Origin of the sequence: Pseudomonas sp. B3G-3, assembly GCF_028640915.1 — a bacterium.
In the GTDB taxonomy this organism is placed as follows: Bacteria; Pseudomonadota; Gammaproteobacteria; order Pseudomonadales; family Pseudomonadaceae; genus Aquipseudomonas; species Aquipseudomonas chlororaphis_I.
The window spans coordinates 1-15,381 of the sequence record NZ_JAQZAB010000099.1 but is presented as its reverse complement, the minus strand read 5'-3'; the positions used below and the strand labels follow the sequence as shown (position 1 = coordinate 15,381).

Here is a 15,381-nt window from a genome sequence, read left to right as displayed (position 1 = left end):
GTTACTGCAATGCCGCGGCTATCGTGTATGACAGAAAACAAACGCAGCCGTATCCGCTGTCTGCTGGTTTCTATGTCGCTGCGCGCCGCTAAGGCCTAAAATTCCCGGCAAATACCCAAGACTGTCGACGACTTCCCAGGGGCTGCCTGCCGGGTCGCGTCCGCCGCCCCAGGTTTCGCAAGTACCTCAAGGAAGGTTCCCCATGCTACTGAGGTCCCTCGCAGCTATTGGCATTCTGTTGCTGGGTATTCTTTCACCGATATTTCCGGTTCATGCGCAAGACATCACCTTGTCCGGTCGCATGACCACAAGCAGTCACCCTTGGCTGGACGCCAAGGCGCGGCAGTGGCTGGAAGGGCGAGGGCCGCTCAGGGTCGGGGTGGTGCTTCTCGATTATCCGCCCCTGTCGGTGTTCTATGGCGATCGCTACCAGGGCATCACCGCCGACTACCTGGCCCTGATGTTCGAACGGCCGCCGCAGGTGCGCGCCTACTCGTCGCGGGCATCCGCGCTGGCGGCCTTGCGCAGTGGCGAGATCGACCTGCTGGGCGCGGGCAGCGATGTCGAAGGCCGGGAAAATGGCCTGCTGCTCAGCGAGGCCTACCTGCCCGACCGCCCGGTGCTGGTGACTTCGCAGGCCCAGCCCTTCGACCCCAATCAAGCCGGTACCGTGCTGGGAATGACCGTCGGCTATCTTCAGGAACAGGCGGTACGGGAGGCCTACCCCCATAGCCAGGTGGAGTACTTCGATTCGCCTCAACGCGCGCTCGAAGCGCTGGTGCTGGGGGACGTCGATGCGGTGTTGGGGGATGCCCTGTCCTCGCATTACCTGATGCAAACCCATTACCTGCTGGGCCTGCGCATCGACAACTTCGCTCCCGTCGACAGCCAGGGCTTCCGCTTCCTGCTGCGTCCGGGAGACGAGACGCTGAGGGGCATCATCGACCGGGCGATACCGAGGATATCCAGGCGCTATGGGGAAGACATCCTGCGCAGCTGGAGCGCCGGCCGCCGCTTGAGCATCGACGAAGCGCGCGTGAAGCTGACGCCCGCGGAACAGCGCTGGCTGGACAGCCACCCGCAGGTCCCCGTGGCCATCAATTACTCGCTCGGGGCGCTGGGCGAGCTGGGACGGGACCGCAGCGTCACCGGCATTGGCCGCGACTACCTGGAATTGATCAGCCAGCGCAGTGGCCTGAAGTTCGCCTACCTGGGCACGCCAAACACCCTCGAAACCAACAGGCTCATCGCCGAGGGGCGCGCGCTTCTGACCCCGGCCATGCCTCAGTCCGAGCTGTTCGAGACGCCACTGGATGTCTTGTCGCCGTACCTGCGCAGCTCCACCGTATTGATGACCGCGACCAGTGCTGGTCGTCACGCCGGCCGGCGTTTCACCGGGCTTGCCGATCTGAATGGGAAGACCCTGGCGACGGGTGAGGGCTACTTTTTCATCGATACGATAAGACGCGACTATCCGGCGATTCAGCTCAAGGTATACCCCACGTTCCTCGAGGCCATGCGCTCGGTCGATTCGGGGCAGAGCGAGGTGTACCTGAGCAGCGACTACACCGGTCGCTATCTGTCGGCCCAGTATTTCGACAATCGCATCCAGGTCACCGGGATCCTGCAGAACATCTCCACGCCCATCGGCATCGGGGTGGCGAAGCACCAGCCGGAGTTGCGCAGCATCCTGGAGAAGGCGCAGCTGGCAATCACGCCGGAAGAGGTCGCGGACATAGTCCAGGCCTGGGCGCCGCGCTTCGCCAGGGGCGGGAGCGACTTCTGGCGCGACCATCGCGACAAGATTCTCCAGCTGGGCGGCCTCTTCGCGACCCTGATCGCCATCTCGCTGATCTGGGCGTTCTACCTGCGACGCCAGGTCCGCAGGACCCGGGCCGCCGAGGAGCGCGCCGAGGCCGCCAACCAGGCCAAGAGTGTCTTCCTGTCGACGATGAGCCATGAGATACGCACGCCGCTGAACGCGATCATCGGCATGCAGGAGCTCGCGCTGCTGCGGGCGAAACAGGGGGAGGCCGACAGCGTATCCCTGTCCGTGGCCCAGGAAGCGGCCCAGGGGCTTTTGTCGCTGCTGGGCAATGTGCTGGATATTGCTCGCATCGAGTCCGGAAAGATCGATTCGTTTCCTGAGCCGGTGCTCATCAACCAGCAGATCGAAGGCGTCGCCTCGGTTGTCACTGGCATGGCGCGACAAAAAGGCCTCACCCTGGACGTCAAGGTCGAAGGCGATCTGCAGGCATGGGTGCTGCTGGACCCGCTGCATTTCAAGCAGGTGCTGTTCAACCTGCTCAGCAACGCCATCAAGTTCACCGAGCGCGGCGGCGTCATCCTCCAGGCCCGCACCCGTCGTGAAGGGCACAGCTTGCGCCTGGACCTCGATGTCATCGACACGGGCATCGGCATTGGCGCCGAAGACATGGACAAGCTGTTCAAACCCTTCTCCCAGGTGGGCGTGCCAGGCGCGGGGCAGGCGTCCGGAAGCGGCCTGGGGCTGAACATCAGCCGCCGCCTGGTGCAATTGATGGGGGGCCAGATCAAGCCGCGTAGCGAACCTGGCAAAGGATCCTGCTTCAGCCTCGAATTGAGCCTGCCCATCTGTGACCCTCCAGCCGCTGTCGAGGGCGAAGCGGCGCAGCAGGACCCGACCGTTTCTGCCGAAGTGCCTCCGTTGTCCATCTTGCTGGCCGAAGATAATGCCTTCAATCGGGTGACCCTCAACACCCAGCTGGAAACCCTGGGGCATCGAGTGGTGGTCGCGGAAGATGGGCAGGAAGCCTTCAAGCGCTGGTTGAGCGCGGACTTCGACATCGTGCTCACGGACGGCATGATGCCGAGGATGGACGGCTTCGAACTCGCCAGGCGGATCCGCTGGGAGGAATCCCACAGCAGCCTGCCACGCTGTCGCATCATTGCCCTGACGGCCAGTATCGAGGCGAGTGCGGTGGAGCGATGCATGGCCGCCGGGATGGACCAGATTCTGTTCAAGCCCGCGACACTGGAAACGCTGCGGCAGGCTATCGCGTCCGGCCCGGCGGGCGGAACCGGCCCCGAGGAACCCCGATAAGCCGAAGCGGCCCTTTGCACGCCGGGTATCGGCCGCCCCCGCAAGCGCGGCCGATTCGATAAGCCCGGGAGCGGGGTCACCGGGATCGCTCCTTATGGATGAACGGGGTAGTCGGTGTATCCACGCTGGTCGCCGCCAAAGAAGGTGCTTGGGTCGGGGGCATTCAGCGCCAGCCCGTCGCGGATCCGCCGGGGCAGGTCGGGGTTGGCCAGGAAGGGGCGACCAAAGGCAATCAGGTCGGCGCGGTTGGCGGCCAGGGCCTGCTCCGCCGATTGCGGATCGTAGCCGCCGGCGAGCATCAGCACGCCGTTCCACTCCGTGCGCAGTTGCCCGATGATCGCGTCCCAGCGCGGGTCGAAGTTCTCGTCCTTGACGGTGCCGACCACGGCCGGTTCCACAAGGTGCAGATAGGCCAGGGGCCAGCGGTTCAGGGCGCGGACGATATGGCCGAAAGTGGCCTCGGGCGTTGCGTCGCCCATGCCCATGAAGCGCCCCATGGGGGTAAGGCGTACCGCCACGCGTTCGGCGCCCACTTCATCGGCGACGGCTGCCACGACTTCCAGCAACAGCCGGGCGCGATTTTCCACGCTGCCGCCGTACTGGTCCGTGCGCTGGTTGCTGTTGCTGTTGATGAACTGGTCGAGCAGGTAGCCGTTGCCCGCGTGGATTTCCACTCCGTCCATGCCGGCTTTCAGCGCGTTGCGCGCCGCGCGCCGATAGTCGTCGACGATCTGCGCGATCTCCGCCACTTGCAGGGCGCGCGGCACCGGCACATCGCCCCAGACGCCGTTGCCCTCGTCGTCGACGATAAAGGTCTTGCCTGGAACCGGCAGGGCGCTGGGCGCCACCGGCAGGGCGTTGTCGGGCTGGAAGCTCGGGTGAGAGACACGCCCCACATGCCACAGCTGCATGAAAATCAGCCCGCCGGCTTCGTGCACTTGGCTGCTCACCTGACGCCAGGCCGCCACCTGGGCATCGCTGTAGATCCCCGGGGTCCAGGCGTAGCCCTGGCCCTGGCGGGAAATCTGCGTGGCCTCGGTAACGATCAGCGCGGCACTCGCGCGCTGCCGGTAATACTCGGCGTTCATGGCGGTCGGCAGGTCGCCCGGCTGGCCGGCGCGGGAGCGGGTCAGGGGGGCCATGGCCACGCGGTGAGCCAGGGTGTAGGGGCCGACCGCAAGGGGTTGGAACAGGTGCTGGGTCATGGGTATTTCCTTATGAGGGCATCGATCGGGATGCCGTGGGTGCTCAGGCGGACGGTGCCTGGTTGAACAACAGGTGATTGCCGATTTGCGTGCCTTGCCTGCGCAGTCTCTGGCCCAGTGCCAGTTGCGCGGGCTGCCAGCTGCGCAGGGCACGCTCGAGGTCGTTGGGAAAGGTGCGCAGGGCCGCGGCCAGGGCCAGGGCATTGGTGGCGGCCTTTGAGGTGCTCGCCGCGGTGTGCGGCCGCGGTATGGCGGCGGCATCGCCGAGCAGCACTACCCGGCGCTCGACCATCTGCTCGACGGCCAGGTCGCGGATGGCCTGGACAAAAGGCGCCTGGGTCGCTTGGACTACGGCGCGAAACTGCGGCGGCAACAAGGCCTCGGCCTGCTCGATCAGGTAGTCCCGCCAGGCGGGAGCGAGCCGGCCTTCCGGCACCGAGAAGCCGCGTTCACGGCCATCGGCGTCAGTCATGATGCGCGGCAGGATGTCCAGCGGGGCGACCCGGTACCAGACCCAGTTGTAGAGCCGGTGGCCCGGGCGCAAATCGTTGTCGGTGCCCGGCACCAGATAACCGAGGATGTGTGAGCCCTGGTGGTTGGCGAAGCCGAAGGTGCCGAACAGCTCATTGCGCACCTCGGCGGGCACGGCGCGCTCGGGCACAAGACCTCGCCACGCCACATAGCCTGCGTAGCTCGGCTGGCTGTCGGGCCAGAGCAATCGACGCACCGTGGAACTGCCGCCGTCGGCGCCCAGCAACAGCTGCGCCTGTGCCTGGTGCCCGCTGTCGAAGACCGCGCTGACGCTCCCGGGCTCGCTCTGGTCGATGCCTGCCAGCGTCTGCCCCCGGTGATAGTGCTCGGGGCCGAAGGCATCGCGCAGGGTGGTGTAGAGCAGTGACCAGGACGTCTGGACCTGGGGCATGTACAGATGACTGCGGATCGAGCCATCGGGACGAAACACCGTGCGGTACTCCGAGCGCACGCCCAGTTCGCCCAGTGGCAGCTCGCGCCCGCTTTGGCGCAGCGCCTCGACCACCTCGGGCTGCAAGACGATGCCGCCACCGCGGCTGTCGAGGTCGTGGGCCGAGCGCTCGTACAGCTCGACGTCCCATTTCGCCGCGTGCAACAAATTGCCGGCGAACAGGCCGCCGAGCGAACCGCCTATGACAATGGCGCGACGTGGATGATGCGATCGGGTGGCTGGCATGGGGTGTTCCTCCTGTTGGGCACTAACCTAATCCGCCGGGCCGCGCGTGATAATCCAGCCGCCGCTCTACGCTGCATTGCGTGAAACGCAACGCCCTGAACGGCGACGGATGCATGACGCGGCGAGCGGGCAGTCGACGGCGGGCGCGGCGATTGGCCCGCTCGCTCCTCGATGCCTTGGCAGCGTGCGAAAGGACCGCCGCCGAAGCGGCGGCTGGACTCCGGGTTAGGCCGGCTGCTCGGAGCGGGTCAGCGGCAGGTTCAGCCAGCGCCGGCCGGTGGCATTGGCCACGGCATTGCCGATGGCGGCGGCCATGGGGCCCTGGACGATCTCGGCGGCGCCGAGGAACGGCTGTCCCGGTTGATCGAGCAGATGCACCTCGACCTGCCGGGGCAACTGCGCAAAGCGCAGGATCGGATAACCGCTCCAGTCGTAGCTGCGCACGCCGCCCGGGTCGTAGCCGACCTTTTCGAACAGGGTCCAGCTGGCGGACTGCACGATGCCGCCTTCCACCTGGTTGCGCAGGCCATCGGGGTTGACGATCTGGCCCACGTCCACTGCCGTGACCACTCGATCGAGCTGGACCTCGCCGGTCTGTGGATGCACCCGCAGCAGGACGGCGATGGCGCAGTAGCCCATGATGTTTTTGTAGCGGGCAAACGCGAAGCCGATGCCCGCGCCGGGCTCATTGCCCTTGTGCGGCCAGCCGCTGGCGTCCCGCACCCGTTCGACCACCGCCCGCGCCCGCGGGTCGCTCAGGTGAGCGAGGCGCAAGGCCACCGGATCGGCGCCGGCCCGGGCGGCCAGTTCATCGATGCAGGCTTCGATGGCGAAGATATTGATGTGGGCCCCCAGCGAGCGCATGGCGGAGGTGCGAAACGGCATGCGGGTGACGAAGTTCATGTCGATGCGGGTGGACGCCAGGCTGTACAGCGGCACGGCATTGCGATCGCCATCCCCTTCGGGCTGGGCGATGGGGATCGACGGCGCGGAAACGAATGGCCGGGCCAACAGCCGCGCGGGAATCAGGCGGCCGGCATTGACGATGCGTTCGTTGTGCGGCGTGGTCCACAGCTCATAGGCCCAGTCCTGCAATCGGCCCTGGGCATCGAGGCTGGCCTGGACCTCGGTGAGCATGGCAGAGCTGTAGGGCTCCCAGAGGTTTTCCTGCTCGCGCATCCACTGCACGCGCACCGGCGTGCCGGCGAGCCGCATCGCGATCAATGCGGCATCGGCCGCCGCGTCGTCCGCGCCGTTGTGGCCGTAGCACCCGGAGCCCTCGGTATGGATGCAGCGCACCCGCTCCGGCGCGAGCCCGACCATCTCGGCGATCCCCGCGCGCAGCGGGTAGACCCCCTGGGTGTGGGTCCAGACCGTGAGCACACCGTCCTTGAACCAGGCCACGGCGCAGGACGGGCCGATGGAACCATGCATCAGGTACTGCTTGCTGAACCGCGCGCGATAGCTGGCGCGGGCGCCGGGGGCCGGGTTGCCTTCATGGCTGATCGGGTAGCGGCGCGCGGGCAGGCGGGTCAGTAGCGCGTGGATGTCTCGCGCTTCGGGGATCGCCTCTCCAGCGCTCCAGCGGGCCTGCTCATAGCCGCTGCGCATCGCCTTGATGGCTTGCCACTCATCCCGGGCGACCACCGCCAGGTAGTTGCCGTCCTGCACCACCCGCACCACGCCGGGCAGGGCCTTGAGCGCCTCGGCATCGAAGGCTTCCAGGCGGCAGCCAGGGCGGGGCGGGCGGATCACCCGGGCATGCAGCATGCCCGGCAGGCGCAGGTCCTGGACGAACGCGGCGCCGCCACTGACCTTGGCCGGGATATCCAGGCGAGGCAGCGAGTGGCCGATCAGCTTGAACGCGGACGGCGGCATCGAGGGCGATTGCGCCTGCGCATAGTGGTGCAGGTCCACGCCCTTGACCGCCTCGGCATAAGGCATGCGCTGCCCGGCCGGGCCCTGGATCTGGCCCTCGTGCGTCGTCAGCAGCGCGGCGTCGACGGCCCAGCTGCGCGCGGCCGACGCCAGCAGCAATTGCCGGACCTGGGCCGCGGCGTTGAACAGGGCCGTGCCGCTGTCGAAAATGCTGTGGCTGCCGGCGGTGTAGCCTTCGTTGGGCGTCAGGGCGGTGTCCGCGGTAAGCAGGGTGATCGCGTCTGGCGCGAGGTCCAGGCGTTCGGCGGCAATCTGCAACAGCGCGGTTTTCACCCCCGTCCCCAATTCGGCCTTGCCGGTGTAGACGGTGACGCCTTCGGCCGCGACGCGGATCCAGGCATCGAGGTAGGGATTGGTGCGCAGGCTGCCCGGCAGATCGGGCGCCAGCACCAGCGTGCCGAGGGTATCGACTTCGCTGTCGGCCAGCGCCTGGCGCGCCGCCGGGACCAGGGTGAACGCCAGCACCAGCGCGCCACCACGCAGGAACGCGCGGCGCCCCTGGTCGACTTCATGGTGCCGGGTCATGGGGCGCGCCGCTCTTGCCTGGCCACGCGGCCGATGGCGTCGATGATCCGCAGGTGGGTGCCGCAGCGGCACAGGTTGCTCGCCATATGCTCGCGAATGGTGGCTTCGTCCGGATGAGGGTCGCGCTCCAGCAACGCCTGGGCGCGCATCAGCATGCCGGCGATGCAGTAGCCGCACTGGGCGGCCTGGGCCTCGATAAAGGCTTTTTGCAAAGGCCCCGGGCGCTCCGCGGTACCCAGGCTCTCCACCGTGCGGACGGCCTTGCCTTCCAGGCCGCTGCAGGGCGTCAGGCAGGAAAAGACCGGCCGGTCATCCACCAGCACCGTGCAGGCTCCGCATTGGCCCAGGCCGCAACCGTACTTGGCGCCATTGAGCCCCAGGTGATTGCGCAGGGCATACAGCAACGGCATGTCGGGCTCCAGCTCCAACGCATGGGGCGAGCCGTTGACGTTGAGGGTCATGTGGGTCATTGCGCCTCCTGGCGTAATTCGTGAAGGGTGGAAGAAAGGTCGGCCCACGGCTGGCCCGGGCTGGCCTGCTCGCGCAGGAACGAGGCCAGCGCCGCCAGCTGCTGGTTGTCCAGGCTGGCAGCGAAGGGCGGCATGACCGGGCCGGGCAACCCCGGGGTGGCGGGCACGCCTTCGAGCACGGTCTTGAGAAAGTTGCGCGCGCTTGAGGCATGCAGCGCCGACGTCCGCTCCAGGGCCGGGCGCCCATCGATCTGGCGCATCGGCGCGGCCGGGCCATGGCAACCGGCGCAGGCGCTCTGGAACAACTGGGCGCCAGGCGCCTGCTCGACCACTTCGGTGGGGCGCGCGGTGGCTGAAGCGGGTGCGGCGGGAGCGGGGTCCTTGAGGCTCAGCAGGTAGTCGGCAATCGCCTCGGCGTCGCTGCCCGGCATGTTGCCCAGGCTGAGGCTGACCGGTCGCATCGGCCCGGCGGCGGTGCCATGACCCTCGACCACCTCAGCCCGCAGGTAGCCCGCCAGTTGCTCGCGGCTCCAGGGCGCGGCGCGGTCGGCCAGGCCCAGCAGGGACGGCGCCTGCCAGCCGTCCACCATGCCGCCGGCAAGATGCTGGGCGGACTGCTCGGCGCCCAGCGGGTTGAGCGGAGAATGGCAGCCGGCGCAGTGGCCGGGGCCTTCGACCAGATAGCGGCCACGGTTCCAGGTTGCGGACTGCTGCGCCACGGGCGCCAAGGGCTCCGCGTGCAGGAACAGCAGGTTCCAGAACGACACCAGCGGGCGGATGTTCATCGGGAAATTCATCCGGTTCTGCATGGCCGGCGAATGCACGGCGGGGCCGCTCATCAGATAGGCGTAGAGGTCCGCGATGTCCCCGTCCGTCATGCGCCGGTAGTAGGCGTAAGGGAAGGCCGGATACAGCAAGTGCCCGTCGCGGGCGACCCCTTCGCGCATCGTCCGCTCGAAGGCCGGCAATGACCATTGGCCAATCCCGGTCCCGGCGTCCGGGGTGATGTTGGTGCTGTAGAGCGTGCCGAACGGCGTCACCAGCGCCAGCCCGCCGGCCAGGTAGCGGCCGCCGGGGCGGGTATGGCACACCGCGCAATCGCCGGCTTCGGCGACCCGCGCGCCGCGTTGCACCTGGGCGGCCTCGAAGCGTTGTGGCGGTTCGGCCGGCGCGATCGCCGGGCGCCACATCAACAGCGCGGCGCCTATCGCGCCTGCCGTGGCGAGAACCACGGCGCCCAGCCACAACTGCCTGGCGTTCATCGGGTCACCCTTCATTGGTCCGTGGAATCCGCGCGGGCGGACAGTGATGCAGTCGAGGTCATGGAAGTCTCCTTGAGCCGCAGAGGAGAGCGGTGACGGACCGCCCCGTGGCAAGTGCCCAAGGGTAGAGAAGGGGGGTGGACGGCGGTATTGGCAAACCGCGCAAAGACCTTTTGCGCCATCGGCAACGCCGGGATCGTTGCGTGATGCGCATCGCTCAATTGCCCCGGCGGTGGATTCTCCCGATTGAGCGTCGCGCCTAGCCTTGGCGAAACTTTTCTCCACGCGAACGAGGTTTCATCATGCCTACCGGCAACTTTGCAACGACGGCCAGCACGGCGCTGAAGGGCGAACGGCCCGCCACCCTCTCTGGCGCCCTGGTGGCCTTGCTGGCCTTCTGTTGCGGCGCGGTCGTCGCCAACCTTTACTACGCCCAGCCGATCGTCGAGCTGATCGCCCCGCAGATCGGCCTGTCGAACGCCCATGCCAGCCTGATTGTCTCGCTGACCCAGCTCGGCTACGCCGCGGGCCTGCTGCTGTTGGTGCCCCTGGCCGACCTGATGGAAAACCGCCGCCTGGTGGTGGGGTTCACGCTCGCCGTGAGCCTGTGCCTGATCGCCGCGGGCTTTACTGAGTCGCCTTCGCTGTTCCTGGCGCTGTCGTTGCTCATCGGCCTGACTTCGGTGGCGGTGCAGATTCTGGTGCCGTTGGCCGCGCACATGGCGCCCGAGGAAAGTCGCGGGCGGGTGGTCGGCAACATCATGAGCGGGCTGCTGCTGGGCATTCTGTTGTCGCGCCCGCTGTCGAGCCTGCTGGCCCAGGCGTTCGGCTGGCGCGGGGTGTTCTTCAGCGCCGCGGGCCTGATGGCGGTGATCGCCTGCGTGATGGCCGTTGCCCTGCCACGGCGCATGCCGACGCATCAGTCCTCCTATGGCGAGTTGATCGGCTCGGTCTTCGCCCTTGCGCGCCGCCATGCCGGCCTGCGTGAGCGCTCCTTGTACCAGGGCTTGTTGTTCGCCAGCTTCAGCCTGTTCTGGACCATCGTGCCCATCGAGCTGATTCGCCAGCACGGCTTCAGCCAGGCGCAGGTGGCGGTGTTCGCCCTGGTGGGCGCGGTGGGGGCGATCGCGGCGCCGATCGCCGGCCGGCTGGCCGACGCCGGGCATGGCCAGCGCGGCACTCTCGTGGCCTTGTTGCTGGCGCCGCTGTCCCTGCTGATAGGGGCGCTGCCGGGCAGTGGCTACCTGTGGCTGGTGGTGTGCGCGGTGCTGCTGGATTTTGCCGTGCAGCTGAACATGGTGCTTGGCCAGCGTGAGGTGTACGCCATCGACCCGCACAGCCGGGCGCGCCTGAATGCGGTGTACATGACCAGCATCTTCGTCGGCGGCGCCCTGGGTTCGCTGGTGGCCAGCCCGCTGTATGAGCAGGTGGGGTGGAGCCTGTCGGCGACTTCGATTGCCGCGGTCCCTGGCTTGGCGCTGCTGCTGTTTCTGCTCCGTCACTACCGCCAGGGCTGAGGATCCGGGGCGAAGGAGCAAGCGCAGGCCACGGTGCTTGAGCACAACCGTACAAGACACTCGGTGCGTGCTCAGGCATAGTCCCTGGCTTGATTTTTCGCTCGCGGAATCGGCTTATGGACAAGTTGCTGGCGCTGAAGATGTTCGTTGAAACCGTGCGCTGTGGTGGCTACTCATCGGCGGCGCGCAAGCTCGGCCTGTCGACGTCGTCGGTGACGCGGCAGGTGGCGGGGCTGGAAAGCGAGCTGGGCGCCAGCCTGCTCAATCGCACCACGCGCAACACCAGTGTCACACTCGCCGGGCAGGCCTATTTCGACAAGGCCGTGGCGATTCTCGAGGCCATCGACGAAGCCGACGCCAGCGTCGCCGACCGTGGCAGCGAGGCCCAGGGGCATCTGCGGGCCAGCGTTCCGGTGGAGTTCGGCCGGCGCATCATCGCCCCGCACCTGGGGCGCTTGCTCGAACGCCATCCGGGGCTGGAGATCAGCCTGTCGTTGAGCGACCGGGTCAGCGACCTGATCAGCGAGCGCATCGATGTCTCGGTGCGCCTCGGCTCCTCGGTGGTCAGCGATGACATCGTCAGCAAGAAGATCGGCGACTTCCAGCGTTGGGTCGTGGCCAGCCCCGACTACCTGGCGCGCACCGGCCTGCCGCGCCAGCCGAGCGACCTGCTGGAGCACCAGTGCCTGCGCTTCGACTATGGCGGCGTGCACCAGGACTGGACCTTCCAGGGCGACGAAGAGCCCCAGCGCCTGGGTGTGCAGGGGCGCTTGCAGAGTAACAACGCCGACATCCTGCGCGAGGCGGCGCTGGCCGGTGGCGGCGTGGCGCTGCTGGCCGACTGGCTGGTGCGCGACGATGTCGGCCAGGGCCGCCTGACCCGCGTGCTGGAGCAGTACGAGGTCAATCCCGGCACTGCCAGCACCTGCATCAACGCGCTGTACCTGCCCAACCACCGCGGCTCCAGTCGCATCAATGTGTTTATCGAGTTCCTCGAGGAAATCCTCGCCGCCTGAGCCTCGCTCGGGTCTCGAGCAAGACAGCGTTGCGCGCCCATCTGGCGTACGACTTCATCAATCCCTGGTGCTGGATCGGCGAGCTGAACCTGCGCCAGGCCATGGCGGCGGCGCACCGGCCACGGCCGATCGTCTATGTGCCGAGCCGCTGCGCGTTCGACCTTCCCGCCAGCCGCATCGAGCAGGGCGAGTACGCCCGGCGCCGGTTCGGCAGCCTGGCGCGCAGCCGGTTGTTCGAAGCGCAGATCACCCGGGCCGGCCAGGCGCTGGGGCTGCATTTTGCCTTCGAGCGAATCGAGCGCCTGGTCGACAGCGACCCGGCGCACAGCCTGATGCTCGAGCGGGCCGCCCGCGGTGGCGACTGCGCCGCGCTGTTCGAGCGGATCTTCCGTGCCTATTTCTGCGAGGGCCGCGATATCGGCGATGCGCGGGTGCTCGCGGAGCTGGGCGGGGACGGCAAGCGCGAGCAGGAGCGGCTGCTCGACTACCTGAGCAGCGGCGCAGGATCGGTCGCATTGCAGCGCCACAAGCGCGATGCCGCAGGTTGGTCGGGCGGGGTGCTGCCGGCCTTTCGCATCGGCGACACCCGGGTCTCGGGCGCCCAGCCCGGCGCCCTGCTGGCGCGGGTGTTGCGGGACGCGACGGTGGCAGAAACGCAGGTGGCCCATGCCTTGGGTTAGCCGTCATGTGGCCGCTGCCAACGGCGCTTCCCGGCGCATGGCCGGAGCAGGCTCGGCCCGCCGCGCAGGATCAGAACGGCCCGAGCTTGAGCGGGTACTGAATGACGATGTACAGCCTGTCGATGTCGTCGCCGGCCTGGGCGGCGTTGGCCCGGTGGCTGACGTGGGACAGTTGCAGCGACAGGTCCTTGGCCGGGCCCGATTGCACGATGTAGTGCAGGTCCAGGTCGCGTTCCCAGTGGCGTCCGCCCCGGCCCTGTTGCGGGCTGTAGGTGCCGCTGGCGCTGTCGAAGGGGTTGTAGGCGCCGCCCTGGGGCGCGTGGCTGCCGTCGATGCCGCGGCCGCTCACATAGCGGGCCATGAAGCTCAGGCCGGGAATGCCCAGGGCGCCCAGGTCGAGGTCGTAGCGCGCTTGCCAGGAGCGTTCGCCGGGGCCGTTGAAGTCGGCGTACTTGATCGAGTTGGCGAGGTAGATGGAGTCGCCGCCGACGAAGTCGAAGGGCGTGTCGCCGTGGATTTTCTGATAGGCCAGGGTGAACGCCTGGGCATCGATCCGGTATTTGCCGGAGAGGCTGTAGGCCGTGGTGTCGATGGCGCCGGCCGCGGCCTGGCCCTGGTCGCGGGTGCGGTACAGGTTGCCGTCGAGGAACAGCTGGCCAAGGCTGGCATGCAGGTTGGCGTAGTACTGGCGCCAGGTGTCGCTCAGCTCCGAGGCGTAGAGGGCGCCGCCCAGCGCCTGGCCGGCGAACAGGTCGGCGCCGATGAAGTCGATGCTGGCGTGGCGGGTGGTTGCCCCGTAGCCGGAAAAGTCGCCCTTGGCGGTGGAGGCGTCCTGGTTCTTGAAGGCGTTGAAGTGACCGGCCTGCAGGTCGAGCCCCTCGAGTTCCCGGCTGGAGAGCAGCAGGCCGCTGGCGTATTCCGGTTGCAGGCGTTTGTCGGCGGTGTCGAACACCGGGGTCGCCACGGTCATTTCACCGAGCGCCAGGGTGGTCCGCGAGGCCTTGAACTTCAGCGCGCCGCCGGCGCTGGAGTAGCGGTCTTCGCTGCGCCCGTCATGATCCAGCGGCAACAGGCCCGTCCCGGAATGCCCCTTGCCACCATCCAGTTTCAAGCCCAGGAAGCCGTGGGCATCGACGCCCACGCCGATGGTGCCGGGGGTGAAGCCGGACTCGAACGAGGCGATGAAGCCCTGGGCCCATTCCTGCTTGTAGCTCTTGCCGGCCGGGGTCGGGGAGCGATAGTCGTTGTTGAGGTAGAAGTTGCGGCTGAGCACTTCAAGATTCGCCCCCTCAAGGAAGCCGGGGGTGTCTTGCGCGCCCTGCGTCGCCAGCGCCGGGGCGCCGCCGCTGAGCAAGGCGAGCAGCCACAGCGGCTTCAGGCGCAGGTGCAGCGGCCCGGGGGCGGTGAGGTGTTTCGAGGCAAGCAGCATGCTTATGTCTCGCGTCAAGGTGGGTGGCCCAGGACGCGGTTGGCCGTGGTTCCGGCAACTGCCGGCACGCCTGCGTCCGCTCGGCGTGGCCATCGGATCGAGGCGAAGCATGGTTGCCTATTACAGGGCGCGGGGATTGTACGGCTGTGCTGCATTCGGCCGTTTGTGCGGCCAGGCGGGCGGCAGGTGTCGTTCGCAGTGGGCGCTGCGGCAGCTTTTGAATTGTCCCTGTTTTGGAATCAATGATTCTCGATTTTGCTGGATTGTCCCTTTTTGTTTTGAGCCCTAAATTAACCACCAAGCCGGCAGCAAAGCCTCCCCAACGGAACCCGCGCCGAGCCCCCGAATTGTGCAACTCAACGCTTGAACCCACTTAGCTATCGACATCAAAAGGAACGCGCCATGTCTATCCGTGAACTGCTCAACCCAAGCAACTCCGCCCTGATCCTGATCGACCACCAGCCACAGATGTCCTTCGGCGTGCAGTCGATCGACCGCCAGACCCTGAAGAACAACACCGTGGGCCTGGCCAAGGCGGCGAAGATCTTCAACGTGCCGACCATCTTCACCTCGGTGGAAACCGAAAGCTTCAGCGGCTACATCTGGCCGGAACTGCTCAGCGTGTTCCCGGATCACCAGCCGATCGAGCGCACCTCGATGAACTCCTGGGAAGACAAGAAACTGGTGGAAGCGGTCAAGGCCACCGGACGCAAGAAACTGATCATGGCCGCGCTGTGGACCGAGGTCTGCCTGAACTTCCCGGCCCTGGAAGCCCTGGCCGAAGGTTATGAGGTGTACATCGTCACCGACGCTTCCGGTGGCACTACCCAGGAAGCCCATGACATGTCGGTGCAGCGCATGATCCAGGCCGGCGCGGTGCCGGTGACCTGGCAGCAAGTGCTGCTCGAATTCCAGCGCGACTGGGCGCACAAGGAAACCTACGACGCGGTGATGGACCTGGTGCGCGAGCATAGCGGCGCCTACGGCATGGGCGTGGACTATGCCTACACCATGGTGCACAAGGCGCCGCAGCGTCAGGTCAAGTAAGCC

11 protein-coding genes are annotated in these 15,381 nt (G+C 67.3%); 5 read left to right on the top strand and 6 right to left on the bottom strand.

Features of this window, described 5'->3' with window-relative positions; translation table 11 throughout:
- Positions 1 to 202 precede the first annotated feature (202 nt).
- Positions 203 to 3,082: an ATP-binding protein gene (locus PVZ80_RS12660; protein ID WP_273863986.1), complete on the top strand. Its 2,880-nt coding sequence runs from the start codon at positions 203 to 205 to the stop codon at positions 3,080 to 3,082.
- A gap of 92 nt (positions 3,083 to 3,174) precedes the next feature.
- Here PVZ80_RS12660 and PVZ80_RS12655 read toward each other — a convergent pair whose 3' ends face one another.
- The 5 genes from PVZ80_RS12655 to PVZ80_RS12635 form a co-directional block, all read right to left on the bottom strand.
- On the bottom strand, positions 3,175 to 4,287 hold the full coding sequence (locus PVZ80_RS12655) for an alkene reductase (RefSeq protein WP_273863985.1): 1,113 nt from the start codon (positions 4,285 to 4,287) through the stop codon (positions 3,175 to 3,177).
- A gap of 43 nt (positions 4,288 to 4,330) precedes the next feature.
- Positions 4,331 to 5,494: an FAD binding domain-containing protein gene (locus tag PVZ80_RS12650; protein ID WP_009049606.1), complete on the bottom strand. Its 1,164-nt coding sequence runs from the start codon at positions 5,492 to 5,494 to the stop codon at positions 4,331 to 4,333.
- A gap of 225 nt (positions 5,495 to 5,719) precedes the next feature.
- Positions 5,720 to 7,957, bottom strand: coding sequence for a xanthine dehydrogenase family protein molybdopterin-binding subunit (locus PVZ80_RS12645; protein ID WP_273863984.1), 2,238 nt, complete (start codon positions 7,955 to 7,957; stop codon positions 5,720 to 5,722).
- Positions 7,954 to 8,427: a (2Fe-2S)-binding protein gene (locus PVZ80_RS12640; RefSeq protein ID WP_124311481.1), complete on the bottom strand. Its 474-nt coding sequence runs from the start codon at positions 8,425 to 8,427 to the stop codon at positions 7,954 to 7,956. The genes PVZ80_RS12645 and PVZ80_RS12640 overlap by 4 nt, the downstream gene beginning before the upstream one ends.
- On the bottom strand, positions 8,424 to 9,689 hold the full coding sequence (locus PVZ80_RS12635; protein WP_273863983.1) for a c-type cytochrome: 1,266 nt from the start codon (positions 9,687 to 9,689) through the stop codon (positions 8,424 to 8,426). The genes PVZ80_RS12640 and PVZ80_RS12635 overlap by 4 nt, the downstream gene beginning before the upstream one ends.
- A 302-nt stretch (positions 9,690 to 9,991) precedes the next feature.
- Here PVZ80_RS12635 and PVZ80_RS12630 point away from each other — a divergent pair, with 302 nt between their 5' ends.
- The 3 genes from PVZ80_RS12630 to PVZ80_RS12620 all read left to right on the top strand — a co-directional run bounded on the left by PVZ80_RS12630 (position 9,992) and on the right by PVZ80_RS12620 (position 12,902).
- Complete coding sequence (locus PVZ80_RS12630; protein ID WP_016703083.1) at positions 9,992 to 11,206, top strand: MFS transporter; 1,215 nt, start codon at positions 9,992 to 9,994, stop codon at positions 11,204 to 11,206.
- Positions 11,207 to 11,322: 116 nt separating this feature from the next.
- Positions 11,323 to 12,222: a LysR family transcriptional regulator gene (locus PVZ80_RS12625; protein WP_016703082.1), complete on the top strand. Its 900-nt coding sequence runs from the start codon at positions 11,323 to 11,325 to the stop codon at positions 12,220 to 12,222.
- A gap of 29 nt (positions 12,223 to 12,251) precedes the next feature.
- Positions 12,252 to 12,902: a DsbA family protein gene (locus PVZ80_RS12620; protein ID WP_273863982.1), complete on the top strand. Its 651-nt coding sequence runs from the start codon at positions 12,252 to 12,254 to the stop codon at positions 12,900 to 12,902.
- A gap of 70 nt (positions 12,903 to 12,972) precedes the next feature.
- Here PVZ80_RS12620 and PVZ80_RS12615 read toward each other — a convergent pair whose 3' ends face one another.
- Positions 12,973 to 14,331: an OprD family porin gene (locus PVZ80_RS12615; protein ID WP_257373424.1), complete on the bottom strand. Its 1,359-nt coding sequence runs from the start codon at positions 14,329 to 14,331 to the stop codon at positions 12,973 to 12,975.
- A 402-nt stretch (positions 14,332 to 14,733) separates the two neighbouring features.
- Between PVZ80_RS12615 and PVZ80_RS12610 the strand changes: the two genes are divergently transcribed.
- A complete protein-coding gene (locus tag PVZ80_RS12610) occupies positions 14,734 to 15,378 on the top strand; it encodes a hydrolase (RefSeq protein ID WP_016702824.1) in 645 nt (214 codons plus the stop codon).
- Positions 15,379 to 15,381: the final 3 nt, after the last annotated feature.

Excerpts from the sequence above, each read along its gene's own strand:
- PVZ80_RS12660 (WP_273863986.1), top strand. The coding sequence starts at position 203 with ATGCTACTGAGGTCCCTCGCAGCTATTGGCATTCTGTTGCTGGGTATT.
- PVZ80_RS12655 (WP_273863985.1), bottom strand. The coding sequence starts at position 4,287 with ATGACCCAGCACCTGTTCCAACCCCTTGCGGTCGGCCCCTACACCCTG.
- PVZ80_RS12650 (WP_009049606.1), bottom strand. The coding sequence starts at position 5,494 with ATGCCAGCCACCCGATCGCATCATCCACGTCGCGCCATTGTCATAGGC.
- PVZ80_RS12645 (WP_273863984.1), bottom strand. The coding sequence starts at position 7,957 with ATGACCCGGCACCATGAAGTCGACCAGGGGCGCCGCGCGTTCCTGCGT.
- PVZ80_RS12640 (WP_124311481.1), bottom strand. The coding sequence starts at position 8,427 with ATGACCCACATGACCCTCAACGTCAACGGCTCGCCCCATGCGTTGGAG.
- PVZ80_RS12635 (WP_273863983.1), bottom strand. The coding sequence starts at position 9,689 with ATGAACGCCAGGCAGTTGTGGCTGGGCGCCGTGGTTCTCGCCACGGCA.
- PVZ80_RS12630 (WP_016703083.1), top strand. The coding sequence starts at position 9,992 with ATGCCTACCGGCAACTTTGCAACGACGGCCAGCACGGCGCTGAAGGGC.
- PVZ80_RS12625 (WP_016703082.1), top strand. The coding sequence starts at position 11,323 with ATGGACAAGTTGCTGGCGCTGAAGATGTTCGTTGAAACCGTGCGCTGT.
- PVZ80_RS12615 (WP_257373424.1), bottom strand. The coding sequence starts at position 14,331 with ATGCTGCTTGCCTCGAAACACCTCACCGCCCCCGGGCCGCTGCACCTG.
- PVZ80_RS12610 (WP_016702824.1), top strand. The coding sequence starts at position 14,734 with ATGTCTATCCGTGAACTGCTCAACCCAAGCAACTCCGCCCTGATCCTG.